Genomic DNA, 20306 nt, shown 5'->3' on the forward strand with positions numbered 1-20306 from the left:
GCGAGCTACCCGGGCGCGGACGGCCCAGCGGATACCGCCGGTTCCGCCGGCGCGAGCGCGGGCTCGGCGGCTCCAGGCGGCCAGACCCCGCCGGCCGGGACCACGTCGGGCACCTCGACGGACCGTCGCCTCGAGTCCAATCGCGCCCTGCACGAGGCCGATCTCGTGCTCAACGAGTTCCGCCAGCAACTCCGCGCGGACCTGCGCAAGCAGGCCGTGCACGCCCGGGTGCCCGCCGCGACCGTCTCGGACCTGCGCGCCCGCCTCGCCGAGGTGCGCGCCGGCATCCTGGACGCCCTGCCCCGCTGACCCCCGCCTCGCCCGTCCGCGAGAGCGTACTTTGGCCCTTAAACCAGTGTCTTAAGGGCCAAAATCGTACTCTCGCGGAAGGGTACGCACGTTTCTGGGGAAGGGTCGGGGGCGGCGTGCGGGATCAGGGGGCTGCGGGGGCGGGGTGGTGGATCTGGGTGCGTTCGCCCGAGCGGTCGATCTCGTGCCGGCTCATCAGCTCGCCGCAGATCGGGCAGGTCGCCTCGGCGCGCTCCGCCTGCTTCTGCTCGGTCGTCTCCGTCGTATACGGGCCGAGCGGCGGCGGCCCGATCCAGGGCAGCAGCGTGCGATTCAGCCAGGACACGGCGCCCGCGAGGCCGTGTTCGCCCGACGGCCTGTCGTCAGAATCGCCCGGTTCGCCGGTTCCTCGTCTCGATGCGCGTGTCATAATGGTTAGTGTACTAATCAATTACGATTAGTGCACTAATCAATTCCGTCGAGACGGTCGCGACGGGGAACAGCAGAGGCGCGGGACCAACCGATGACAGACGATTCCCCGGGCACGACCGGTTCCGCGACAGTGCCCGCGTCCGCGCCCGACCTGCTCCGCCTCGAGGACCAGGTCTGCTTCGCCCTCGCGATCGCGTCCCGCAGTGTGATCTCGGTGTACCGGCCGATCCTCGAGCCGTACGGCCTCACGCATCCGCAGTACCTCGTGCTGCTCGCCCTCTGGGAACGCAGCCCGCGTTCGGTCTCTGACCTCAGCGCCGAGCTGCGCCTCGAACCCGCGACCCTCTCCCCGCTGCTGAAGCGCCTCGAGACCGCCGGCCTCGTCGGCCGCAGTCGCAATGCGCACGACGTACGTGTGCTCGACATCACGCTGACGGATGCCGGTCGAGCACTCCGCGAGGACGCCCTCACGATCCCGCCGCGCATCATCGACAAGCTCGGCATGAGCCTGGATGAGCTCACCGCGCTGCGAACCTCGCTCTGGCGGGTGATCGACGCGGCACAGTCCCCTGACCCGCGAAAGCGGGTGAATCGTCGCTTTCGCTGCGGCATACCGACGATTCACCCGCTTTCGCGGAAGGTGGGGATGCGCGGGGTGCGGGAAGCGGGGGTAACCCAACTCGCGGGCGGCTCGGCTTATTCCCGGAAGTTTGACAGTCGTGTCCAACGGAGTAGTGTCATCCCTCGTGACACCAGACGGCTCCCAAGCGCCAGAAACTCGCTCCGCGAAGCGGTGGATCATCGGCGAACCACTCTCGACCGAGCATCTCGAGGGTCAGCTGCTGCCCAAGCACCTCGCCCTGCCGATCTTCGCGAGCGACCCGCTGTCGAGCGTCGCGTACGCCCCGCAGGAACTCCTGATGATCCTGACCCTGGGCGGGCTCGCCTTCCTGAGCTTCGCGCCCTGGGTCGCGGCCTGCGTCGTGCTCCTGCTGGTCGTCGTCGTCGCGTCCTACCGGCAGCTGATCAAGGCGTACCCCTCCGGTGGCGGGGACTACGAGGTCGCCTCCAAGAACCTCGGCGAACGCGCAGGCCTGCTCGTCGCATCCGCCCTGCTCGTCGACTACGTGATGACCGTCGTCGTCTCGGTCGCGAGCGGCGTGGACAACATCATCTCGGCCGTGCCGCAACTCGTGAACTTCCGGGTCGAACTCGCCGTCTTCTTCGTCGTGATGCTCGCCGCCGTCAACCTGCGCGGCGTGCGCGAGTCGAGCAAGGCCTTCGCCTTCCCGACCTACCTGTTCATCGCGAGCGTGATCCTGATGGTCGTCGTCGGCCTCGTGCGGGTCATCTTCGGTGATGCGCCCGTCGCGGAGTCCGCGAGCTACGGCGTGCACGCCGAAAACCTTGCCCAGTCGGCGTTCATCCTGCTGCTGTTGCGCTCCTTCGCGAGCGGATGCTCCGCCCTGACCGGCGTCGAAGCGATCGCCAACGGTGTTCCGGCCTTCAAACACCCGAAGGTCAAGAACGCCCAGCGCACCCTCGTGCTGATGGGCGGCATCGCGATCGTGATGTTCATCGGCCTCACGACCCTCGCGCTGATCGCGAAGGTGCACTACGCGGAGAACCCCTGCGACCTGATCGGCTGGGCCGAGTGCGCCACGTCGCCGCAGCGAAGCCTGATCGCCCAGATCGCCGCGGCGACCTTCGGGAACAACTCGATCATGTTCTTCGTGCTGCAGGCCGCGACCGCCGCCGTGCTGCTGCTCGCCGCAAACACGGCGTTCAACGGCTTCCCGCTGCTCGGCTCGGTGCTCGCGAAGGACTCCTACGCACCGAAGTCGCTCAGCACCCGTGGCGACCGGCTGATCTACTCGAACGGCGTCGTACTCCTCGCCCTCTTCGCCTGCCTGATCCTGGTCGTCTTCCAGGCCAACCTGACGGTGCTGATCCAGCTGTACATCATCGGCGTCTTCGTATCCTTCACCCTCGGCCAGACCGGCATGGTCAAGCACTGGCTCACCCTGCTCAAGACGAACCCGCCGAACCGGGCCTCGATCATCACGAGCCTCTCGATCAACGGCTTCGGCGCCGCCCTGACCGGCGTGGTGCTCATCGTCGTGACGATCACCAAGTTCACCCACGGCGCCTGGCTCGTCTTCGTGATGATGCCGGTTCTGTTCACCCTGATGCTCGGCGTGAACCGCTACTACCGGGACGTCGCCAAGGAGATCGAAGTCGACCCTGACACGACCTTCGGCTCCACCGGTGACCACGCGATCGTGCTCGTCGGCAAGATGCAGAAGCCCGTGCTCAAGGCACTCGACTACGCGATCGCCGCCCGGCACGAGGGCATCGAGGCCGTGCACATCTCGATCGACGAAGAAGAGACCAAACAGTTGCAGCGCGACTGGGTCCGGCAGAACATCCAGGTGCCGCTGCGCATCGTCGAGTCTCCGTACCGGGACATCAGCTGGCCGTTGATCAGCTACATCAAGGAGCGCCGCGCCGCGCACGGCTCCGAGGTCGTCACCATCTACACCCCGATCTACATCGTCGGGCACTGGTGGGAGAACCTGCTGCACAACCACAAGGCCCGTCGCCTCCGCCAGAAGCTGATGCTCGTGCACGGTGTCACGATCGCGCTCGTGCCCTGGCTGCTCGACTCCTCCGAACTCATCTACGGCCGCCGGTCCCGCCCGATCCCGGGCCAGGACCGTCGCGGCGAGCCGGTGCGCCCGCGCCCGATCCCCCGGCGCCCGCTCGCCCCGGCGACCTCTGCTCTCGAGATCCAGGCCGCTGCCGCTGCGGCGGCAGCGGCGAAGAACGGCTCGGGTGCGGCATCCGCTGCCGGAGCCTCTGGCAAGGCGGGAGCCGCCGCGGGTCGCCCTGGGCAGCCCGCCCGCCCCGGCGCCCGGCGCCGGAAGCGCAAATAACCCGGTGCGGAACGCACTGGCCGTGTTCGCCGGCGGCATCATCGGCACGGCCCTGCGGCTCGGCATCGACCGTGCGCTGCCGCACAGCGACACCCAGTTCCCGACCAGCACCCTGATCATCAACACCGTCGGGGCGTTCGTACTCGGCTGGCTCGTCGCCGGCCTCTGGACCCGCCCCGCGGTTCCAGCCTGGCTCAAGCTCCTGCTCGGCCCTGGCGTGCTGGGCGCCTTCACGACGTTCTCGGCCGTGATGGTGTCCCTCGTCTCCCTCGGCGCGGCCTCGTCGTGGCCGCTCGCTGGGCTGTACCTGCTGGCGACGTTGCTGCTGGGGTTCCCGGCGGCCGCGCTCGGCGTCTGGCTCGGCGGGCGCATCCGTCACCACCCCGCAGCGGATGCAGGGGCCCGGTCATGAACGCCCTCGTCTTCGCCGCCGTGCTGTCGCCGGCGGCGGTGCGGCAGCCGTGGTGCGGTACTTCGTATCGCGCGCCCTCCCGGTGGGACCGGGCCGCCTGCCGATCGGCGTGCTGATCGTCAACGTGGCCGGGGCGCTGATCGGCGGCGTGATCCTCGGGCTCGCCGAGCGCGCCGTGCTCAGCAGCGACCTCCGGCTCGTGCTCCTGACCGGGGTCTGCGGCGGCCTGACGACGTTCAGCACCTGGAGCGTCGAGACGATCGACCTCGCACTCAAGGGCCGCTGGCGCTCGGCCGTGCTCAACCTCGTCGGCACCCTGCTTCTCGGCATCGCGGTCTGCGCCGCCGGCTACCTCCTCGCCCGCTGACCCTGCCCCCTCCCGACTCCCGCCCACGTCGCACCCGCCGTCAGGGAGGGTGCTCAGGGGGCGAGCAGGAGGGCGGGTCAGAGCAGGGCGACGACCTGGCGGGCGATCACCCGGCCGGCCCGGTGCGCGCCGACCGTGCTCGCCTGCGGCCCGTACCCGGCGAGGAAGATCCTCGGGTCGGTCCAGCTCGCCCCTGATCCGACGACGAGCCCGCCGCCCTTGGCGCGGAGTTTCAGCGGGGCCAGGTGCCGCACCTCCGGACGGAACCCGGTCGCCCAGATGATCACGTCCGCTTCCGTGAAGCTGCCATCGGCCCAGCGCACCCCGGTCGGCTCGATGCTCGCGAACATCGGCCGGGCGGTGAGCACCCCGCGCTCGATCCCCGCGGCGATCCGGCGACTCACGGGCACGCCGGTCCCGCTCACGATGCTCGGCAGCGCGCGACCGGACCGGGCGGCCTCGTCCTGGGCGGCGACCGCGGCCGACGCCCCCTCGAGGTCGAGCTGATCGGTGTGCACCCAGTCGATCGGGCGCCGTGAGGCCCAGGTCAGTTCGGCGGCGACGTGTTCGAGCTCGAGCAGGAACCCGATGGCGGATGTCCCGCCGCCGACGACGACGACCCTCCGGCCGGCGAAATCCTCGGCCGCCCGGTAGCCCGAGGTGTGCAGCTGCTGTCCGGCGAAACTCGCTGCTCCCGGATAGTGCGGCACGAACGGGGCGCCCCAGGTTCCTGAGGCGTTGACGAGCAGGCGGGCGGTCGTCTCGTGGTCGCCGAACCCAGGCGACGCGCTTCGGATCACGAGGTCGGCACTGCGATTGAACACGGCGGTGACAGTGACGGGTCGAACGACCCTGAGGTCGAAGTGCTCCTCGTACCTGCGGTAGTACTCGGTGACGACGTCCCTGGCGGGGCGGTCACGGTCGGCCGTCGCAAAGCTCAGGCCGAGTTCGCTCATGCCGGGCAGGTCGTTCACCCGGTGCGCCGACCCGAGACGGAGTCCCGCCCAGCGGTGCTGCCACGCGCCGCCCGCGTCCGGGCCGCGGTCGAAGAGCACGAAGTCGCGCCCCGGGATCAGCTCGAATTTGCGCAGGTAGTAGGCGACCGCGAGGCCGGCTTGCCCCGCTCCGACGATGACGACGGGAACGCTCGCGTCACTCGACATCGCGTCCCCCTCTTCACCAGCGTACGTCCGGCGTAAGATCACTGTGTGCGCCGCGGTTCGCCCTCCGAGCCACAAGCGGGCCTTCAGGCCCACCATGCTAAACTAGCGCCTAGTTTTCACCATTCCGTTCGGCAACTCCCGGGTGACTCATTCCTCACCTGGCCTGGCATCGTTAGGGGGTCTCGCATGGGGCGCGGCCGTCAAAAAGCAAAGCACACCAAGGTCGCCCGTGAGCTGAAGTATTTCAGCCCGGACACCAACTACAACGCGCTCGAACGCGAGCTCACGGGGCATCCCGTGGACGACGAGCGTCTCGACGAGGATCTGGCCAAGTGGCCGGAGTACGAGCCGGGTACCTCCGAGGAACCCGACCGATACGTCGACACCTACGCGACCGAAGACGAGCAGAAGCGCGCCTGACCGCCGTTCCCTGTACCGGGCGCCACTCTCGGCGCCCGTTTTGTCTGTGCAGGCATCCGCACCGCGCTGACCGCGCGGTACCCAGCGAGTTGGCAGCATTCGCTCATAGGCGCTGCGCGAAAGTGACCTTTCCGGTCGAGATTTCCCGCTCTACCGGTCGCTCTCGACCGGAAAGGTAACCCTCGGCACCGGCGGATGCCGCGGCGCGGGCGCGTCAGGCCGCGTAGCCGCCGACCAGGCGCACAGCGCCGCCGTTGACGCCCTTGGCACCCTGCACGAAGCCGGTGAGGTCGTGCGGGGCCGTGGACACGCGTCCGGCGACCCAGGCCGGGATGCCGTCGGCCGCGAGGCTCGCGATGACCGAGGACGCGGCATCCGCTGCGACGACGGCGAACATGCCGACGCCGAGGTTCCAGGTGCCTTCAGAACTCTCGAGGGTGCTGCCCGCGAAGGCGCTCAGCACCCGGAACACGGGGGCGGGCGACCAGGTCGACCTGTCCACTTCGACCCACGCGCCGATCGAGAGGACCCTGGCGAGGTTCGCGGCGATGCCGCCGCCCGTGACGTGGCTGAGCGAGTGCACCGCGCCGGCGAGTTCGGGGTCGGCGAGCACGCTCAGCAGCGGTCCGGTGTAGAGCCGGGTCGGCTCGAGGAGGACTTCGCCGACGACCCCGCCGAGTTCGTCGGACGTGTCGGTGTAGCCGATGCCCCGTTCGGCGAGGATGTGCCGGACGAGCGAGAAGCCGTTGGAGTGCAGGCCGGAGGAAGCGAGCGCGACGACGACGTCACCCGCGCGAACGCGCTCGGCGCCGAGCACCTGGTCGCCCTCGACGACACCGGTGGCCGCTCCCGCGACGTCGTAGTCGTCGGGGCCGAGGAGCCCCGGGTGCTCCGCGGTTTCTCCGCCGATGAGGGCGGTGCCGGTCTCGGCGCAGGCGCGGGCGATGCCGCCGACGATCTCGGCGATGCGCTCGGGCACGACCCGGCCGCAGGCGATGTAGTCGGTCATGAAGAGCGGGCGGGCGCCGACCACGACGATGTCGTCGACGACCATGCCGACGAGGTCCTGGCCGATGGTGTCGTGCTTGTCGATGGCCTGGGCGATCGCGACCTTGGTGCCGACGCCGTCGGTCGAGGTCGCGAGCAACGGGCGCTTGTACGCGGTGAGGAACGAGGCGTCGTAGAGCCCGGCGAAACCGCCGAAACCGCCGAGCACCTCTGCGCCGTGGGTGCGCGAGACGGCCGCCTTCATCAACGAGACGGCGAGGTCACCCGCCTCGGTGTCGACTCCGGCTGCCGCGTACGATGCGTTGCTCATTCTTGTCTTCCTGGATCGCCGATCATGAACTGTCCCTGGGTGCCGCGCACGGGGTTCGCGTGCTCGCCCGCATCGAAGCCGGGTCGAGGAGCGGTTCGTATTCCGCGTCGGGGCCCGGGTCGCATCCGTCTGATGTGCGGGAGGCCTCTGCTGCGGCGACGGATGCGTCGCTCGCGACAACCGGCGACCCTGCGGACGCCGTCGACCGCGTCGAATCGGTCGACCCGACCGGGGCGGTGCGCTCGAGCAGGTTCTTGCCGAGGTGCAGGGCGTCGGGCAGCGGGATCGGGTAGACGCCCGTGAAGCACGCGGTGCAGAGCCGCTCGCGCGGCTGCTCGGTCGCGGCGATCATGCCCTCAGGCGAGAGGTAGCCGAGGGAGTCGGCGCCGATGGCCTGGCGCACCTCGTCGACACCGAGGCCGGTCGCGATGAGTTCGGCCCGGGAGGCGAAGTCGATGCCGTAGAAGCACGGCCAGGTGATCGGCGGGCTCGAGATGCGCACGTGCACCTCGGCGGCGCCGGCCTCGCGGAGCATGCTGACCAGGGCGCGCTGGGTGTTGCCGCGCACGATCGAGTCGTCGACGACGATGAGGCGCTTGCCCTTGATCACGGCCTTGAGCGGGTTGAGCTTGAGCTTGATGCCACGCTGGCGGATCGTCTCTGACGGCTGGATGAACGTACGGCCGACGTAGGAGTTCTTGACGAGGCCCTGGCCGAACGGGATCCCGGATGCCTGGGCGTAGCCGATCGCGGCCGGGGTGCCGGACTCGGGGGTCGGGATCACGAGGTCGGCCTCGACGGGGTACTCGGCGGCGAGGCGGCGGCCCATCTCGACCCTGGCCTCGTGCACGCCGCGGCCGGCGATCGTGGTGTCCGGCCTGGCGAGGTAGACGTACTCGAAGACGCAGCCGGCGGGCTTGGACTCGGCGAACCGCTGCGAGCGGAGGCCGTTCTCGTCGATCGTGATGAGCTCGCCGGGTTCGACCTCGCGGACGAAGCTCGCCCCGACGATGTCGAGGGCAGCGGTCTCCGAGGCGACGACCCAGCCGCGCTCGAGCCGGCCGAGGACGAGCGGGCGCACGCCCTGGGGGTCGCGGGCGGCGTAGAGGGTGGTTTCGTCCATGAAGACGAGGCAGTAGGCGCCTCGCAGGCGCGGGAGCACCTCGAGCGCGGTGGCCTCGAGGGTGTGGTCGAGGTCCCCGGTGAAGAGGGCGGTGATGACGGCGGTGTCCGTGGTGTTGCCGCGGGCGAGTTCGCCCTCGACCTTCGGGTAGCGCTCGTGCACGAGCTGGAGCAGCTCGGCCGTGTTGGTCAGGTTGCCGTTGTGCGCCAGAGGGCGACGGTTCCGCTCGAGGTGCGGCCGAGGGTCGGCTGGGCGTTCTGCCAGCTCGAGGATCCCGTTGTCGAATAGCGGGTGTGCCCGACCGCGATGTGACCGATGAGGGTGCTCAGCGCCGCCTCGTTGAAGACCTGGGCGACGAGGCCCATGTCCTTGTAGATCAGGATCTTGCTGCCGTCGCTCGTCGCGATTCCGGCCGATTCCTGGCCGCGGTGCTGCAGGGCGTACAGCCCGAAGTAGCTGAGCTTGGCCACCTCTTCACCGGGAGCCCACACGCCGAAGACGCCACAGGCATCCTGTGGCCCCTTCTCGCCCTGCAAGAGATCGTGACCGAGAAGTCCGTCGCCACCAGCCAAATCGATGCCTCTTAACTATCTTTACAGCGTATTAGCGCTGGATGTTGGGGGGTCGTCTGCCTCGGAGGGAGCGTTCGTCTCGCTCACGCCGTAGACGCCCAGTCTATCGACGACGACCGTCTGGACCGAGCGAACGGTGAATCGGTCGATCACGATCGCCACGAGCGCACCGAGGGCGAGGCCTACGACGACCCCGACGAGGAGGAGGAATCCGAAGACCTGGAGGAGTCCGAATTCGGCCGTCTGGGGAAGCCGACGGTGAGGATCAGCGCGGTGACCGCCCCGAGGACGGCGCCGACGATCATGAAGTTGAGGTAGCGCGGGGAGCGACGCACGGTCGCCGCGGCCTGGCCGACGAGGATCTCGGGGACGGCCGTGCCCGGGGCGGGCTGCACGGGGGCGATGTCGTTCCCTGGCTGCTCGGTTGCGCTCATGGGGACATTCTCGCACGCGCGCCCCGGGAGTGCGCCGGGAGCCGGCACGGGGCGGGACGTGGCGCGGGTGCGACACTGGACGGGTGAACAGGATTGCGGTGCTCGGAAGCGCGAACATGGACCTCGTCGTGCGCCAGCCGCGACTTCCCCGGCCGGGCGAGACGATCTTCGGCCACGACTTCGCCCTTGTGCCCGGGGGTAAGGGACTCAACCAGGCGGTCGCTGCCGCCCGGCAGGGTGGCGCTGTCGACTTCCTCGGCGCGGTCGGACGCGATGCCTACGGGACGGAACTCCGGGCGCTGCTCGTGGCCGAAGGCATCCGCGTGGACGGTCTCGACACAGTCGACGGGCCGACAGGCACCGCGCACATCACGGTGCTCGATTCCGGCGAGAACTCGATCGTCGTCGTCTCCGGCGCGAACGCCGCCGTGACGGTGCTCGACCCGGGGCAGCGCGCGGTCATCGCGGCGGCGGACTTCCTCGTGCTGCAGTGCGAGCTTCCGGTGTCAGCGCTCGTTGAGGGACTCGCGGTCGCTCGGGCGTCGGGCACGTTCACGGTTTTCACGCCCGCTCCGGTCGTGCCGCTGCCTGCGGAGTTCCTCGCGGGCGTCGACCTGGTCGTGGCCAACCGTCTCGAGGCCGAGGAGCTCACGGGTGAAGCGGATGCCGCGCGCGCGGCAGAATCCCTGAGCGCGCGCCGCGGCTGGGCGATCGTCACCCTCGGCGACGAGGGGTGCGTTGTCGCCCGCGGCGGCGTCGCACTCGGGCTCGCGCCGGCCCGGCCGGTGCGCCCCGTGGACACCACCGGGGCCGGGGACACCTTCGTCGGCGCGCTCGTCGCCCGGCTCGCCGAGGGTCCCAGGGGTGCTGTGGCTGCTGCAGGTGCTGAAGTGGCTCCGGATGCCGCGGTCACGGGCGCCGCGGAATCCGGTACCGGGGGTGCTCGCGTCGGGGTTTCGGAGGAGGCGATGATCGACGCCATCCGCTGGGCGACGGTCGCGGCATCCGTTTCGGTCACCCGGGCCGGCGCGACGGCATCGATGCCGACCCGGGCCGAGGTGGCCGCGATCCTCGCCTGACCCCTCGCGAGAAACGCGGGAGGCGCGGTTACGGGGTGAGGCGCAGCGGCAGGTGCGCGGCGAGGTCGGCGCGCTGTCCGCTCGCGTGGATGCGCCCACTCGCGAGACCGTCGGACCAGGCGAGCTCGCCGGTCGCGAGGGCGAGCCAGGTCGCGGCATCTGTTTCGACGACGTTGGGCGGGGTGCCCCGGGTGTGCCGGGGGCCCGCGATGCACTGCACGGCGCCGAACGGCGGCACGCGCACCTCGAGGGTGTTGCCGTTGGCCTCTTCGGAGAGCAACTGCAGGGTGTAGCGCACGGCGAGCGCACGGATGTCCCTGCTCGCGCCCGCCGGGTCCGCCGCGTAGCCGCGCACCGCGGCGCGGCCCACCCCGTCGTCGATCCTCGCCTTGGCCATCCCCCCATTCTGCCGGTTTCCCGGCCAGGGACGCCCCGCGCCTAGTGGCCTAACTCCAGTGACCGGCATCCGGTAGCCTGAACCGGTGAGAATTCTGGTCCTCGGTTCCGGTGCCCGCGAGCACGCCATCATCACCGCGCTGCTCCGCGAGGAGCCCCGCCACGAGGTCGTCGCCGCGCCCGGCAACGCCGGCATCGCCGCCGCGGTGCCCGTCGTCGCCCTCGACCCGAACGTGCCCGGCGCCGTCACGGAGTACGCGATCGAGCACGGCGTCGACCTCGTCGTCATCGGCCCGGAGGCTCCCCTCGTCGCCGGCGTCGCCGATGCGCTGCGTGCGCAGGGCATCCCGGTGTTCGGCCCCGGCCGCGCCGCCGCGGCCCTCGAAGGCAGCAAGACCTTCGCCAAGCGCATCATGGACGAGGCCGGCGTCCCGACCGGCCGCGCCGAGCGCGCCGGCACCCTCGCCGAGGCGACCAGCGCCCTGGACGCCTTCGGGGCGCCATACGTCGTCAAGGCCGACGGCCTCGCCGCCGGCAAGGGCGTGCTCGTCACCGAGGACCGCCTCGCCGCCCTCGCCCACGCAGAATACTGGCTACAGCACGGCGGCGTGCTCATCGAGGAGTTCCTCGCCGGCCAGGAGGTCTCCCTGTTCTTCCTGAGCGACGGCCACACCGTGCTGCCGCTCTCCCCCGCGCAGGACTACAAGCGCCTCGCCGACGGCGACCTCGGCCCGAACACCGGCGGCATGGGCGCATACTCGCCGCTGCCCTGGCTCGACGCCGGCTTCGGCAGCGAACAGGCCTTCGTCGACGAGGTCCTCGATACGATCGCCCTGCCGACCGTCCGCAGGCTCGCCGCCGAGGACACCCCCTTCATCGGGCTGCTCTACTGCGGGCTGATTCTGACGGATGCCGGCATCCGGGTCATCGAGTTCAACGCGCGTTTCGGTGACCCCGAGACCCAGGTCGTGCTGCCCCGGCTGTTGACCCCGCTCGCGGGGCTGCTGCTCGCGGCGTCCACCGGCGGGCTCGGCGGGATGGCGCGGCCGGTGTTCTCGGCAGAGTCCTGCGTGACCGTCGTGCTGGCGAGCGAGAACTACCCGGAGACCCCGGTCACGGGGCGGGCGATCACAGGGCTCGATGCCGCATCCGCCGTCGACGGCGTCACGGTCGCGCACGCCGCGACGGCCCTCGTCGACGGAAGACTCGTCTCCACCGGCGGCCGGGTGCTGAGCGTTGTCGCGCTCGGCGACGGGTTCGCCGAGGCCCGCAGCCGCGTGTATGCCGCCCTCGCCGAGATCGCCCTCGAGGGTGCGCAGTTCCGCACGGACATCGCCGCCCGCGTCGTCGCCTGACCTGTAGCTCCGCGAAACGGCCTCCCCGCAGGCACGGCCGGAGGGGCGGGTTTGGCGCGCGGGCGGGCCGGTGCGGGAGAATGGGGCCGTGACCGCACTCGACCAGCCGACCGCATCCACCCCTCTCGACCTCCCGGGCTGGCGCCACGCCTATTCCGGCAAGGTCCGCGACCTGTACGTCCCGGCCGATCCGGCAGCGGATGCCGCAGCCCCCGACCTGAACGCCGCCTCCCGCGTGCTCGTGGTCGCGAGCGATCGCGTCAGCGCCTTCGACCACGTGCTCGAGCCCGGTATCCCGGGCAAGGGCGTGCTGCTCACGACGCTCAGCCTCTGGTGGTTCGGGCAGCTCGCCGGGATTCCCAACCACCTGCTGGCGAATACTGCCACCGCTGGTACAGACGACGCCGCGGGCATCCCGGCCGCCGCCGCGGGCCGCGCCATGCTCTGCAGGACCCTCGACATGTTCCCGATCGAGTGCGTCGTGCGCGGCTACCTCACCGGCTCGGGCTGGAAGGAATACCAGGCCAGCCAGACGGTCTGCGGCCTGCCGCTCCCGGCGGGGCTGCAGAACGGCGACCGCCTGCCCGAACCGATCTACACGCCCGCGTGGAAGGCCCCGATGGGCGAGCATGACGAGAACATCTCCTTCGAGCGCACCGTCGAGCTCGTCGGCGCCGACGTCGCCGCCGAGCTGCGCCGCCTCTCCCTCGAGATCTTCCGCCGGGCATCCGTCATCGCCGAACAGAACGGGGTGATCCTCGCAGACACCAAGTTCGAGTTCGGCGCCGACCGGGCGACCGGAGAGATCACCCTCGCCGACGAGGTGCTGACGAGCGACTCGAGCCGCTACTGGGACGCCGTACTCTGGCAGACCGGCACGACCCCCGAACAGCGGATGTCCAGCTTCGACAAGCAGATCGTCCGCGACTGGCTGAGCGCGCACTGGGACCAGACCGGCACACCCCCGGCGCTCCCGGAGGACATCATCGAGCGCACCGCCGCCCGCTACCGCGAACTGCTCACCCGGCTCGCCGGGGACACCCCTGTCGCCTGACCGACGCGCGCGGTCACAGGACTCGGCGCCCGGCGCCGCCGAATGTTACGCTCCCGACATGCGAATCAAGATGTGCAGCGTCCACGTGAAAGACCCCGCCACCGCGTTCGATTTCTACACGTCCGTCCTCGGATTCGAGAAGCTTCTGGCCATGCCGGAGCACCAGCTGTACATCGTCAAGTCCACGGAGGACCCGGACGGCGTCGGCCTCCTGCTCGAGCCGAGCGACAACAAGGTCGCCGCGAAGTACGCCCAGGGCATCCGTGCCCTCGGCCTGCCCGCGATCGTCTTCGGCAGCCCCGACGTCCGCGCCGAATACGAGCGCCTCGGCCGTCTCGGCGTGCAGTTCACGAGCGAACCGTACACGGATGCCTTCGGCACCTCCGTCCTCTTCGACGACACCTGCGGCAACCTGATCCAGCTGCACCAGGACTGACTTCCCCCGCCCGTCGTGGGCGGAATACCGGGGCGGGGGCATCCGTTGACGCAGGTGTGACCAGATCTGCATCAGAACTCCTGCCCGCGGCGACCGGAATGGGCGCCGTCACCCTGCGCGTCGGCAACCTCGACCGCATGATCGCGTACTACCGCGACGCCGTCACGCTGAGCCCGCTCAGCCAGGACGGCCCCATCGCCGTGATGGGGCGCGGCACGACCCCGATCGTGATCCTCCAGCACGCGCCGGAACTCGCAGCCCCCGAGCCCCGCTCGAGCGGCCTGTTCCACACCGCGATCCTGTTCGAGACCCAGGCGCAGCTCGCCGCGGCGGTCTACTCGGTCGCAACGAAGCATCCGGGCACCTTCACCGGCAGCGCCGATCACCTCGTCAGCCAGGCGTTCTACTTCACCGACCCCGAGGGCAACGGTATCGAGCTCTACTGGGACCGCGACCGCACCGAGTGGAGCTGGGCCCACGGCCAGGTCGAGATGGCCACCCTCGCCCTCGACCCCAACGTCTTCATCGGCGAGCACCTCACCGAGGAGGGCGTGTCCGATCCCGGTGCAGGCAACGCCATCGTGGGTCACGTGCACCTCTCCGTCGGCGACGTGCCCACCGCCCGCGCCTTCTACGTCGACCGGCTCGGCTTCGAGGCGACCGCGAACTTCGGCCCGTCCGCGCTCTTCGTCTCGGCCGGCGGGTACCACCACCACATGGCGATGAACACCTGGAACAGCGCCGGCTCGGGCAGGCGCCGCCTCGCCCTCGGCCTCGGCGAGGTCGACATCGTGCTGCCCGGTGCCGACGGCCTCGGTGCGCTCACCGAGCGGATGTCCCACTTCGGCATCGCGACCCGGCACGACGGGCAGACCCTCGGCTTCGACGACCCCTGGGGCAACCAGATCGTGGTGCGCACGGCGCTCCCCGCCTGACGAAGGCGGGCGCGCGGCCTACTGCTGGGGCTCGACCGGCGGATGCGCGCGGTCGCGACCCCAGAACTCGTCGAGCAGGTCGGCGGTCGCCTCCGGATTCTCGAGCTGCGGCGAGTGCGCGGCCTCCGGGATGATCGCATACCGGGCATCGAGCAGGCCGGCCATGCTCGCCTGCCAGTCCTGCGGCCAGGCCGGGTCGTCGACTCCGTGCGCGACGAGGGTGTCGAGACCGGTCGCGAGCAGCTCGCCGGTGGTGTCGTTCTCGTCGCTGAGGATCGCTGCCGCACCGAGCAGCTGGTCGTCGCTCGTTGCCCCCATCCGCAGACGGCGGAACGCTTCGTCGGCGGTCAGGGCTGCGTCCGGAAGACCGACGGTGTGCGGGTTGTCCTCGTTCCACCACGCCGCCGAACCGCGCTCGCGGACGATCGCCGCCTCGCGCTCCATCCGCCCCGCCCAGCCGTGCGGACCGGAGCAGAGCAGGGTGACGTCGAGGAAAGCCCCCGGCGCCAGGATCGCCGCGGCCCGGGTGACGACCCCGCCGAAACTGTGGCCGAGCAGGTGCACGGGTTCGCCGCCGCCGACGAGTGCGGCCACGGCGACGACGTCCCTGGCGAAAGCTTCGAGCGTGTAGTTCTCGGCGCCGGCGGGGGCCGCGGAGTCCGCCTGCCCGCGCTGGCTGTACGACCAGGCGTCCCAGCCGCGCTCGGCGAGCAGCGGCAGGAAGCCGCCGAAGTCCTCCTTCGAACCGGTGAAACCCGGCACGAGCAGCACGACACCGCGAGCGGATGCCTCCGGCCGCGCATGCAGGGCCGTCACGCGCCCGACGGGAAGGTCGATGCCGACGTTGGCGACCGCATCCGCCAGCGGGACCGGCAGGGTGCCGAACCGCGGGACCCCTGGCCACCCGTCGAACGACCCGGCGGACGACCCGGCGGACGGGCTCGTACGGGCCTCGGCCGAATGCCGCCCGGTCACGGACGGGCCGGCGGACGGGCCGGCAGTCGGGTCGATCGTGCTCATGGTGCGCTCCATTCCGGCCTGACGGCCGGGCTGCCGCCGTGCTGCCGCGGATTCCCAGCCTAGGCGACGCGGGTCAGGACGGGAGGGTGCCCTCCGAGCTTTCGCGGAGCAGGACCTTCACGGGCAGGCGCGCCGTGATCGGCGGCTGGTCGGGGTGCTCGATCCGGCTGAGCATCGCCCGGATCGCCGTCCGCCCGAGCTCGACCATCGGCTGGTACACCGTCGTGAGCCGCGGGGTCGACAGGCGGCCGGTCTCGATGCCGTCGAAGCCGGTCACGATCACGTCCTCCGGCACCCGCACGCCCGCCGGCACGAGCACGTCGAGCATGCCGAGCGCGGTCCGGTCGTTCGCGCAGACGAGGGCCCGCGGCATCCGCCCGGTGGTGAGCAGCGTTTCGGCGAGCCGGCGGGCACGGATGCGGGAGAAGTCGCCCTGCAGGATCGTCGCGGCGGCGGGGTCGAGGCCCGCCCCCTCGAGAGCTTCGACGAAGCCCTGGTACCGCTCGGAGCTGTCGGGTGAGTCGGCGGGGCCGGCGACGAAGGCGAGGTCGGTGGTGTCGCCGCTCTCCAGGAGGTGCGCGGTGAGCGCCCGCATGCCTTCCCGGTTGCTGACGCTGACGTGGTCGAAGTCCATCTCGGCGCATCGGCGCGGGCCGCCGATCAGTACGACGGGGATCCGCCGCGAGACGTGCTTGAGGAGTTCGTCAGGGACGCTGCCGGCGAGCACGGCCACCGCGTCGACCCGCCCGGCGATGTCCCGCAACATGTCGGCGGGATTGGCATCCCTGCCGACGCCGACCATGAGGGCGAAACCGTGGCGCCAGGCCTCGCGCTCGCTGCCGCGCAGCACCCCGTCGAAGGAGAGGTTCGGCGGGGCGACCTCGCTGCCGCCGGCCCTGTCGACGACCATCGTGACCGACAGGTCCTGCACGAACGGGGCTTCTCCCCGGTCGTCCTCGTCGTCGATGCCGGGGAAGAACAGGCCGAGGACGCCGGTGCGCTGGGCCGCGAGGCACCGTGCACTGGCGCTCGGCACGTAGCCGAGGGCCTGCACGGAGTCGAGGACCCGCTCCCGGGTCGACTCGCGCACGTCATGCGGACGGCGCAGCACCCGGGACACCGTCGCGATCGACACCGCCGCGTGGGCGGCTACGTCGTAGACGGTCGCAATCTTCACTCAGCGTCCGGAACCGGCACCGGATGCCGCGCGCTTGGCGCGCCGGGTGAGCCCGTGCACCGCGGCCTGGAACTCGCGGGCGGCGAGCGGCCGGCCGGGCAGCCGGGGCCGGTCCGTGGCCGGCAGCCGCAGGCCGTCGAGCACGATCGCAAGCTGCCTGCGCCACTGGCCGGTGTGGCCGCCGCCGTGCGTGCCGAGGGAACCGACCATGGTGACCAGAACCGCGAGATCGACCGCGTCGACATCCGCCCGGAGTGCACCGTCCTTCTTGGCGCGGGCGACGAGGCCGGCGATCACGGCCTGGAACTCGGTGCCCTTGCCGCTGCCCGGGTCGATGACCTCCATGCGCTTGAGAATGTGCGGGAGCGCCGGATCGGCGACAAGCCACTCGGCGACACGCTCCATGTAGAGCTCGATGCCGGCCCAGGCCGTCGGAGCAGCGGCGATCTCATCGCGGACGGTCGCGAGTTCGGCAAGCGCGATGTCGTAAAGAGCGCGCACGAGGTCGTCCCTGGTCGGGAAGTTTCGGTAGAGCGTGGCCACGCCGACGTCTGCGCGGCGGGCGATCTCCTCGAGCGAGGCGTCGACCCCGTTCTGCGCGATGAGAGCCCGCGCCTCGACGATCAGGCGCTCTCGGTTCTGCCGGGCGTCGCGCCGACGCGGTTGAGCGCCGTCCTGCGGGGTCGGTTCGGACGAAGTCATGGAGACGATTGTAAGTCCCCCAGCTATGACGAGTCGGAGGGAATCCTCCACGTCGCCTGTGCCTGCGCCCGGAATCCCTCGTCCGGGATAGAATCTCGCCGGAGAACCGGGTCTCACATGCGAACCCGTGAATCTCGCCGGAGAACCGCAGTGGTCCGACCGACGGCCCGCAGCATCCCTGAGAACCGAGGACTCCCGATGACGCCTCCCCCGATCCGAGCCGCACCGCCGGCGAGGGCACGGATGCCCACCTCGTCTTCGCCCGCCGGATGGACCGGATCGACGGGCTGGCCCACTACCGTCGGCAGTTCGTGGGCACCGAAGCCGGCACAGCGGCGGGTGCCGCGGCCGATCCGTTCGTCTACCTCGACGGCAATTCGCTCGGCCGGCCGACCCTCGCGAGTGTCGGGCGGATCACCGAGTTCCTGACCCACAACTGGGGAACCCGGCTGATCCGCGGCTGGGACGAGGAGTGGATGGAGCTTCCGTTCCGGATCGGCGACGAACTCGGGCGGGTCGCGCTCGGCGCGGCGCCTGGCCAGGTCTTCATCGGCGACTCGACGACCGTACTGCTCTATAAACTCGCACGGGCCGCGGTGGACTACCGCAGGGTCGGCTCCGAACCGGCGCGCACCGAGATCGTGCTCGACACCGACAACTTCCCCACCGACCGGTACCTGATCGAGGGCATCGCCGCCGAGCGCGGCCTGACCCTGCACTGGATCCACTCGGATCCCGCAGGCGGGGTCTCACTCGACCAGGTGCGCGCGGCGATCGGCCAGCAGACGGCGCTCGTCCTGCTCAGCCACGTCGCCTACCGCTCCGGGTTCCTCGCCGACATGCGCCGGATCACCGCGGCGGCGCACTCTGTCGGCGCCCTCGTGCTCTGGGACCTCAGCCACTCTGTCGGCTCCGTTCCCGTCGAGCTGGACCTCTGCGACGTCGACCTCGCCGTCGGCTGCTCGTACAAGTACCTGAACGGCGGGCCGGGGGCGCCTGCCTTCGGCTACGTGCGCCGCGACCTCCAGGACGTGCTCACCCAGCCGATCCAGGGCTGGATGGGCACGAAGGACGTGTTCACGATGGGGCCGGGGTATCACCCGGCCGACGGCATCCGCCGGTTTCAGAGCGGGACGCCGCCGGTCGTCGGCATGCTCGCGATGCAGGACACGATCGCGATGATCGGCGAAGCGGGCATCGAGGAGGTGCGGGCCAAGTCGGTCGCGCTCACCGAATTCGCGATCACCCTCGTCGACGAGTGGCTCGTACCGCTCGGCGTGCGGCTCACGTCGCCGCGCGACCACACCCACCGCGGCGGCCACGTCACGGTCAACCACCCGGCGATGCGGCAAGTCACGACGACACTCTGGGAACACGACTTCATCCCCGATTTCCGCGGGCCGGAAGGCTTGCGGATCGGGCTGTCGCCGCTCAGCACGAGCTTCGTCGAGACGCTCGAGGGGTCGCGGCGATCCGCGACGTGCTGCGCGGGGTCCTGCTCGGGCAGGCAGGCCTCGCGCCGGGGACCGGGATCGCGGCGGGGTTCGGGCAGAGTGGCCCCGGCAACGGGCGGTAACAGCCGACCCGGGCCCGGGCCGTGTGGACTGTAGAATCGAGGCATCCACGCCCCCGACGTCTCGGAGTGAACCATGCCAACCATCGTCGTTGAAGTTATGCCCAAGGCCGAGCTGCTCGACCCGCAGGGAAAAGCCGTCGCCGGCGTCCTCGGCCGCCTCGGCAAGACCCGCTTCACGAGCGTTCGCCTCGGCAAGCGTTTTGAACTCACCGTCGACGGGCCCGTCGACGAGGCCGTGCTCGCCGAAGTGCGCGAACTCGCCGACTCCGTGCTCTCCAACGCCGTGATCGAAGACGTCGTCGGCATCCACGTCGTGGGCGCAGACAGCACAGTCGGGGTCTCCGCCTGATGCGCATCGGCGTCGTCACCTTCCCCGGATCGCTCGACGACCGTGACGCGCAGCGCGCGATCCGGATCGCGGGCGCCGAACCCGTCGCGCTCTGGCACGGCGAGCACGACCTCCGCGGTGTCGACGCGATCGTGCTGCCCGGCGGCTTCAGCTACGGCGACTACCTGCGCGCGGGCGCGATCGCGAGCCTCTCGCCGATCATGGCCGAGGTCATCGACGCCGCGAACAGCGGCATGCCGGTGCTCGGTATCTGCAACGGTTTCCAGATGCTCACCGAGGCGCACCTGCTCGAGGGCGGGCTGATCCGCAACGACCACGGCTCGTTCATCTGCCGCGACCAGCAGCTGCGCGTCGAGAACACCGACACCGTCTGGACCAGCGGCTTCGCGAGCGGCCAGGAGATCACCATCCCCCTGAAGAACGGCGAGGGCGGCTTCATCGCCTCCGCCGAGACCCTCGCAGAGCTCGAAGGCGAAGGCCGCGTCGTGGTGCGCTACGTCGGACTGAACCCGAACGGCTCCCTCAACGACATCGCCGGCATCACCAACGCCCGCGGCAACGTCGTCGGCCTGATGCCGCACCCCGAACACGCGGTCGAGGCCGGCTTCGGTCCCGACACCGCGTCCGCGATGCGCAGCGGCACCGACGGGCTCACGTTCTTCACCTCGGCGATCGAGCGGATGCTCGCGAGCGCGTAACCCGCACCCCGCAACGCCCGGTCCCACAACACCCGGTCCCGCGAAAGCGGGTGAATCGTCGTTT

At 70.6% G+C, this 20306-nt stretch carries 20 protein-coding genes and 2 pseudogenes; 13 read left to right on the forward strand and 9 right to left on the reverse strand.

Annotated elements, in window-relative coordinates; translation table 11 throughout:
* Nucleotides 1-433: 433 nt before the first annotated feature.
* The gene (locus RGU41_RS15370; RefSeq protein ID WP_134559284.1) at nucleotides 434-718 is read right to left on the reverse strand and encodes a hypothetical protein; all 285 of its coding nucleotides are present in this window, start codon (nucleotides 716-718) and stop codon (nucleotides 434-436) included.
* A 93-nt stretch (nucleotides 719-811) separates the two neighbouring features.
* On the opposite strand from RGU41_RS15370, the pseudogene RGU41_RS15375 reads away from it, so the two are divergent.
* The 4 genes and pseudogenes from RGU41_RS15375 to crcB all read left to right on the forward strand — a co-directional run.
* A pseudogene (locus RGU41_RS15375) lies at nucleotides 812-1162 on the forward strand (MarR family winged helix-turn-helix transcriptional regulator); the annotation flags it as partial.
* A gap of 304 nt (nucleotides 1163-1466) precedes the next feature.
* Nucleotides 1467-3656 (forward strand): APC family permease, encoded by a 2190-nt coding sequence (locus tag RGU41_RS15380; RefSeq protein WP_166790657.1) that lies wholly within the window; start codon nucleotides 1467-1469, stop codon nucleotides 3654-3656.
* A 4-nt stretch (nucleotides 3657-3660) separates the two neighbouring features.
* Complete coding sequence (locus RGU41_RS15385; protein WP_134446239.1) at nucleotides 3661-4068, forward strand: fluoride efflux transporter FluC; 408 nt, start codon at nucleotides 3661-3663, stop codon at nucleotides 4066-4068.
* A complete protein-coding gene (crcB, locus tag RGU41_RS15390; protein ID WP_322136782.1) occupies nucleotides 4049-4435 on the forward strand; it encodes a fluoride efflux transporter CrcB in 387 nt (128 codons plus the stop codon). The genes RGU41_RS15385 and crcB overlap by 20 nt, the downstream gene beginning before the upstream one ends.
* Before the next feature lie 77 nt (nucleotides 4436-4512).
* On the opposite strand, the gene RGU41_RS15395 is transcribed toward crcB, so the two are convergent.
* Complete coding sequence (locus RGU41_RS15395) at nucleotides 4513-5598, reverse strand: FAD-dependent oxidoreductase (protein ID WP_134446237.1); 1086 nt, start codon at nucleotides 5596-5598, stop codon at nucleotides 4513-4515.
* Nucleotides 5599-5784: 186 nt separating this feature from the next.
* Between RGU41_RS15395 and RGU41_RS15400 the strand changes: the two genes are divergently transcribed.
* Complete coding sequence (locus tag RGU41_RS15400) at nucleotides 5785-6018, forward strand: DUF3073 domain-containing protein (protein ID WP_134446236.1); 234 nt, start codon at nucleotides 5785-5787, stop codon at nucleotides 6016-6018.
* A 214-nt stretch (nucleotides 6019-6232) separates the two neighbouring features.
* On the opposite strand, the gene purM is transcribed toward RGU41_RS15400, so the two are convergent.
* The 3 genes and pseudogenes from purM to RGU41_RS15415 all read right to left on the reverse strand — a co-directional run bounded on the left by purM (nucleotide 6233) and on the right by RGU41_RS15415 (nucleotide 9465).
* Nucleotides 6233-7336 (reverse strand): phosphoribosylformylglycinamidine cyclo-ligase, encoded by a 1104-nt coding sequence (purM, locus tag RGU41_RS15405; RefSeq protein ID WP_322136783.1) that lies wholly within the window; start codon nucleotides 7334-7336, stop codon nucleotides 6233-6235.
* A gap of 22 nt (nucleotides 7337-7358) precedes the next feature.
* A pseudogene (gene purF / locus RGU41_RS15410) lies at nucleotides 7359-9031 on the reverse strand (amidophosphoribosyltransferase).
* A gap of 182 nt (nucleotides 9032-9213) precedes the next feature.
* Nucleotides 9214-9465, reverse strand: coding sequence for a hypothetical protein (locus RGU41_RS15415; RefSeq protein ID WP_322136784.1), 252 nt, complete (start codon nucleotides 9463-9465; stop codon nucleotides 9214-9216).
* 83 nt (nucleotides 9466-9548) lie between these two features.
* On the opposite strand from RGU41_RS15415, the gene RGU41_RS15420 reads away from it, so the two are divergent.
* Nucleotides 9549-10544 carry a ribokinase gene (locus tag RGU41_RS15420; RefSeq protein WP_322136785.1) on the forward strand — a complete coding sequence of 332 codons (996 nt, stop codon included), beginning with the start codon at nucleotides 9549-9551 and terminating at the stop codon, nucleotides 10542-10544.
* Nucleotides 10545-10572: 28 nt separating this feature from the next.
* On the opposite strand, the gene RGU41_RS15425 is transcribed toward RGU41_RS15420, so the two are convergent.
* Nucleotides 10573-10941 (reverse strand): sterol carrier family protein, encoded by a 369-nt coding sequence (locus RGU41_RS15425; protein ID WP_134446233.1) that lies wholly within the window; start codon nucleotides 10939-10941, stop codon nucleotides 10573-10575.
* Between the two features lie 85 nt (nucleotides 10942-11026).
* On the opposite strand from RGU41_RS15425, the gene purD reads away from it, so the two are divergent.
* The 4 genes from purD (at nucleotide 11027) to RGU41_RS15445 (ending at nucleotide 14720) form a co-directional block, all read left to right on the forward strand.
* Nucleotides 11027-12295, forward strand: coding sequence for a phosphoribosylamine--glycine ligase (gene purD, locus RGU41_RS15430; RefSeq protein WP_134559276.1), 1269 nt, complete (start codon nucleotides 11027-11029; stop codon nucleotides 12293-12295).
* 88 nt (nucleotides 12296-12383) lie between these two features.
* The gene (locus RGU41_RS15435; RefSeq protein ID WP_134446231.1) at nucleotides 12384-13349 is read left to right on the forward strand and encodes a phosphoribosylaminoimidazolesuccinocarboxamide synthase; all 966 of its coding nucleotides are present in this window, start codon (nucleotides 12384-12386) and stop codon (nucleotides 13347-13349) included.
* A gap of 58 nt (nucleotides 13350-13407) precedes the next feature.
* A complete protein-coding gene (locus RGU41_RS15440) occupies nucleotides 13408-13785 on the forward strand; it encodes a VOC family protein (protein WP_134446230.1) in 378 nt (125 codons plus the stop codon).
* A 98-nt stretch (nucleotides 13786-13883) separates the two neighbouring features.
* The gene (locus RGU41_RS15445) at nucleotides 13884-14720 is read left to right on the forward strand and encodes a VOC family protein (RefSeq protein WP_134446377.1); all 837 of its coding nucleotides are present in this window, start codon (nucleotides 13884-13886) and stop codon (nucleotides 14718-14720) included.
* Nucleotides 14721-14738: 18 nt separating this feature from the next.
* Here the strand turns inward: RGU41_RS15445 and RGU41_RS15450 are convergent, their stop codons facing one another.
* The 3 genes from RGU41_RS15450 to RGU41_RS15460 all read right to left on the reverse strand — a co-directional run bounded on the left by RGU41_RS15450 (nucleotide 14739) and on the right by RGU41_RS15460 (nucleotide 17619).
* The gene (locus tag RGU41_RS15450; protein ID WP_166787245.1) at nucleotides 14739-15740 is read right to left on the reverse strand and encodes an alpha/beta fold hydrolase; all 1002 of its coding nucleotides are present in this window, start codon (nucleotides 15738-15740) and stop codon (nucleotides 14739-14741) included.
* 73 nt (nucleotides 15741-15813) lie between these two features.
* Nucleotides 15814-16917, reverse strand: a complete 1104-nt coding sequence (locus RGU41_RS15455; RefSeq protein ID WP_134446228.1) for a LacI family DNA-binding transcriptional regulator — start codon at nucleotides 16915-16917, stop codon at nucleotides 15814-15816.
* Nucleotides 16918-17619 carry a TetR/AcrR family transcriptional regulator gene (locus RGU41_RS15460; protein WP_134446227.1) on the reverse strand — a complete coding sequence of 234 codons (702 nt, stop codon included), beginning with the start codon at nucleotides 17617-17619 and terminating at the stop codon, nucleotides 16918-16920.
* Between the two features lie 269 nt (nucleotides 17620-17888).
* Between RGU41_RS15460 and RGU41_RS15465 the strand changes: the two genes are divergently transcribed.
* Genes RGU41_RS15465 through purQ form a run of 3 tightly spaced genes read left to right on the forward strand, consistent with a single transcriptional unit; the run spans nucleotide 17889 to nucleotide 20242 of the window.
* A complete protein-coding gene (locus RGU41_RS15465; RefSeq protein WP_322136786.1) occupies nucleotides 17889-19229 on the forward strand; it encodes a kynureninase in 1341 nt (446 codons plus the stop codon).
* A gap of 39 nt (nucleotides 19230-19268) precedes the next feature.
* Nucleotides 19269-19544, forward strand: coding sequence for a phosphoribosylformylglycinamidine synthase subunit PurS (purS, locus tag RGU41_RS15470; RefSeq protein WP_134446225.1), 276 nt, complete (start codon nucleotides 19269-19271; stop codon nucleotides 19542-19544).
* A complete protein-coding gene (gene purQ / locus RGU41_RS15475) occupies nucleotides 19544-20242 on the forward strand; it encodes a phosphoribosylformylglycinamidine synthase subunit PurQ (protein ID WP_134446224.1) in 699 nt (232 codons plus the stop codon). The genes purS and purQ overlap by 1 nt, the downstream gene beginning before the upstream one ends.
* Nucleotides 20243-20306: the final 64 nt, after the last annotated feature.

It is taken from the genome of Cryobacterium sp. 10C3, from assembly GCF_034314285.1.
Classification (GTDB): Bacteria; Actinomycetota; Actinomycetes; order Actinomycetales; family Microbacteriaceae; genus Cryobacterium; species Cryobacterium glucosi.

What these genes read in the sequence shown, in the direction of transcription:
- RGU41_RS15400 (WP_134446236.1), top strand. Translation starts at nt 5,785, where the DNA reads ATGGGGCGCGGCCGTCAAAAAGCAAAGCACACCAAGGTCGCCCGTGAG.
- RGU41_RS15415 (WP_322136784.1), bottom strand. Translation starts at nt 9,465, where the DNA reads ATGAGCGCAACCGAGCAGCCAGGGAACGACATCGCCCCCGTGCAGCCC.
- RGU41_RS15395 (WP_134446237.1), bottom strand. Translation starts at nt 5,598, where the DNA reads ATGTCGAGTGACGCGAGCGTTCCCGTCGTCATCGTCGGAGCGGGGCAA.
- RGU41_RS15370 (WP_134559284.1), bottom strand. Translation starts at nt 718, where the DNA reads ATGACACGCGCATCGAGACGAGGAACCGGCGAACCGGGCGATTCTGAC.
- RGU41_RS15450 (WP_166787245.1), bottom strand. Translation starts at nt 15,740, where the DNA reads ATGAGCACGATCGACCCGACTGCCGGCCCGTCCGCCGGCCCGTCCGTG.
- RGU41_RS15460 (WP_134446227.1), bottom strand. Translation starts at nt 17,619, where the DNA reads ATGACTTCGTCCGAACCGACCCCGCAGGACGGCGCTCAACCGCGTCGG.
- purM (WP_322136783.1), bottom strand. Translation starts at nt 7,336, where the DNA reads ATGAGCAACGCATCGTACGCGGCAGCCGGAGTCGACACCGAGGCGGGT.
- crcB (WP_322136782.1), top strand. Translation starts at nt 4,049, where the DNA reads ATGCAGGGGCCCGGTCATGAACGCCCTCGTCTTCGCCGCCGTGCTGTC.
- RGU41_RS15465 (WP_322136786.1), top strand. Translation starts at nt 17,889, where the DNA reads ATGGACCGGATCGACGGGCTGGCCCACTACCGTCGGCAGTTCGTGGGC.
- RGU41_RS15445 (WP_134446377.1), top strand. Translation starts at nt 13,884, where the DNA reads ATGGGCGCCGTCACCCTGCGCGTCGGCAACCTCGACCGCATGATCGCG.
- purS (WP_134446225.1), top strand. Translation starts at nt 19,269, where the DNA reads ATGCCAACCATCGTCGTTGAAGTTATGCCCAAGGCCGAGCTGCTCGAC.
- RGU41_RS15425 (WP_134446233.1), bottom strand. Translation starts at nt 10,941, where the DNA reads ATGGCCAAGGCGAGGATCGACGACGGGGTGGGCCGCGCCGCGGTGCGC.
- purQ (WP_134446224.1), top strand. Translation starts at nt 19,544, where the DNA reads ATGCGCATCGGCGTCGTCACCTTCCCCGGATCGCTCGACGACCGTGAC.
- RGU41_RS15440 (WP_134446230.1), top strand. Translation starts at nt 13,408, where the DNA reads ATGCGAATCAAGATGTGCAGCGTCCACGTGAAAGACCCCGCCACCGCG.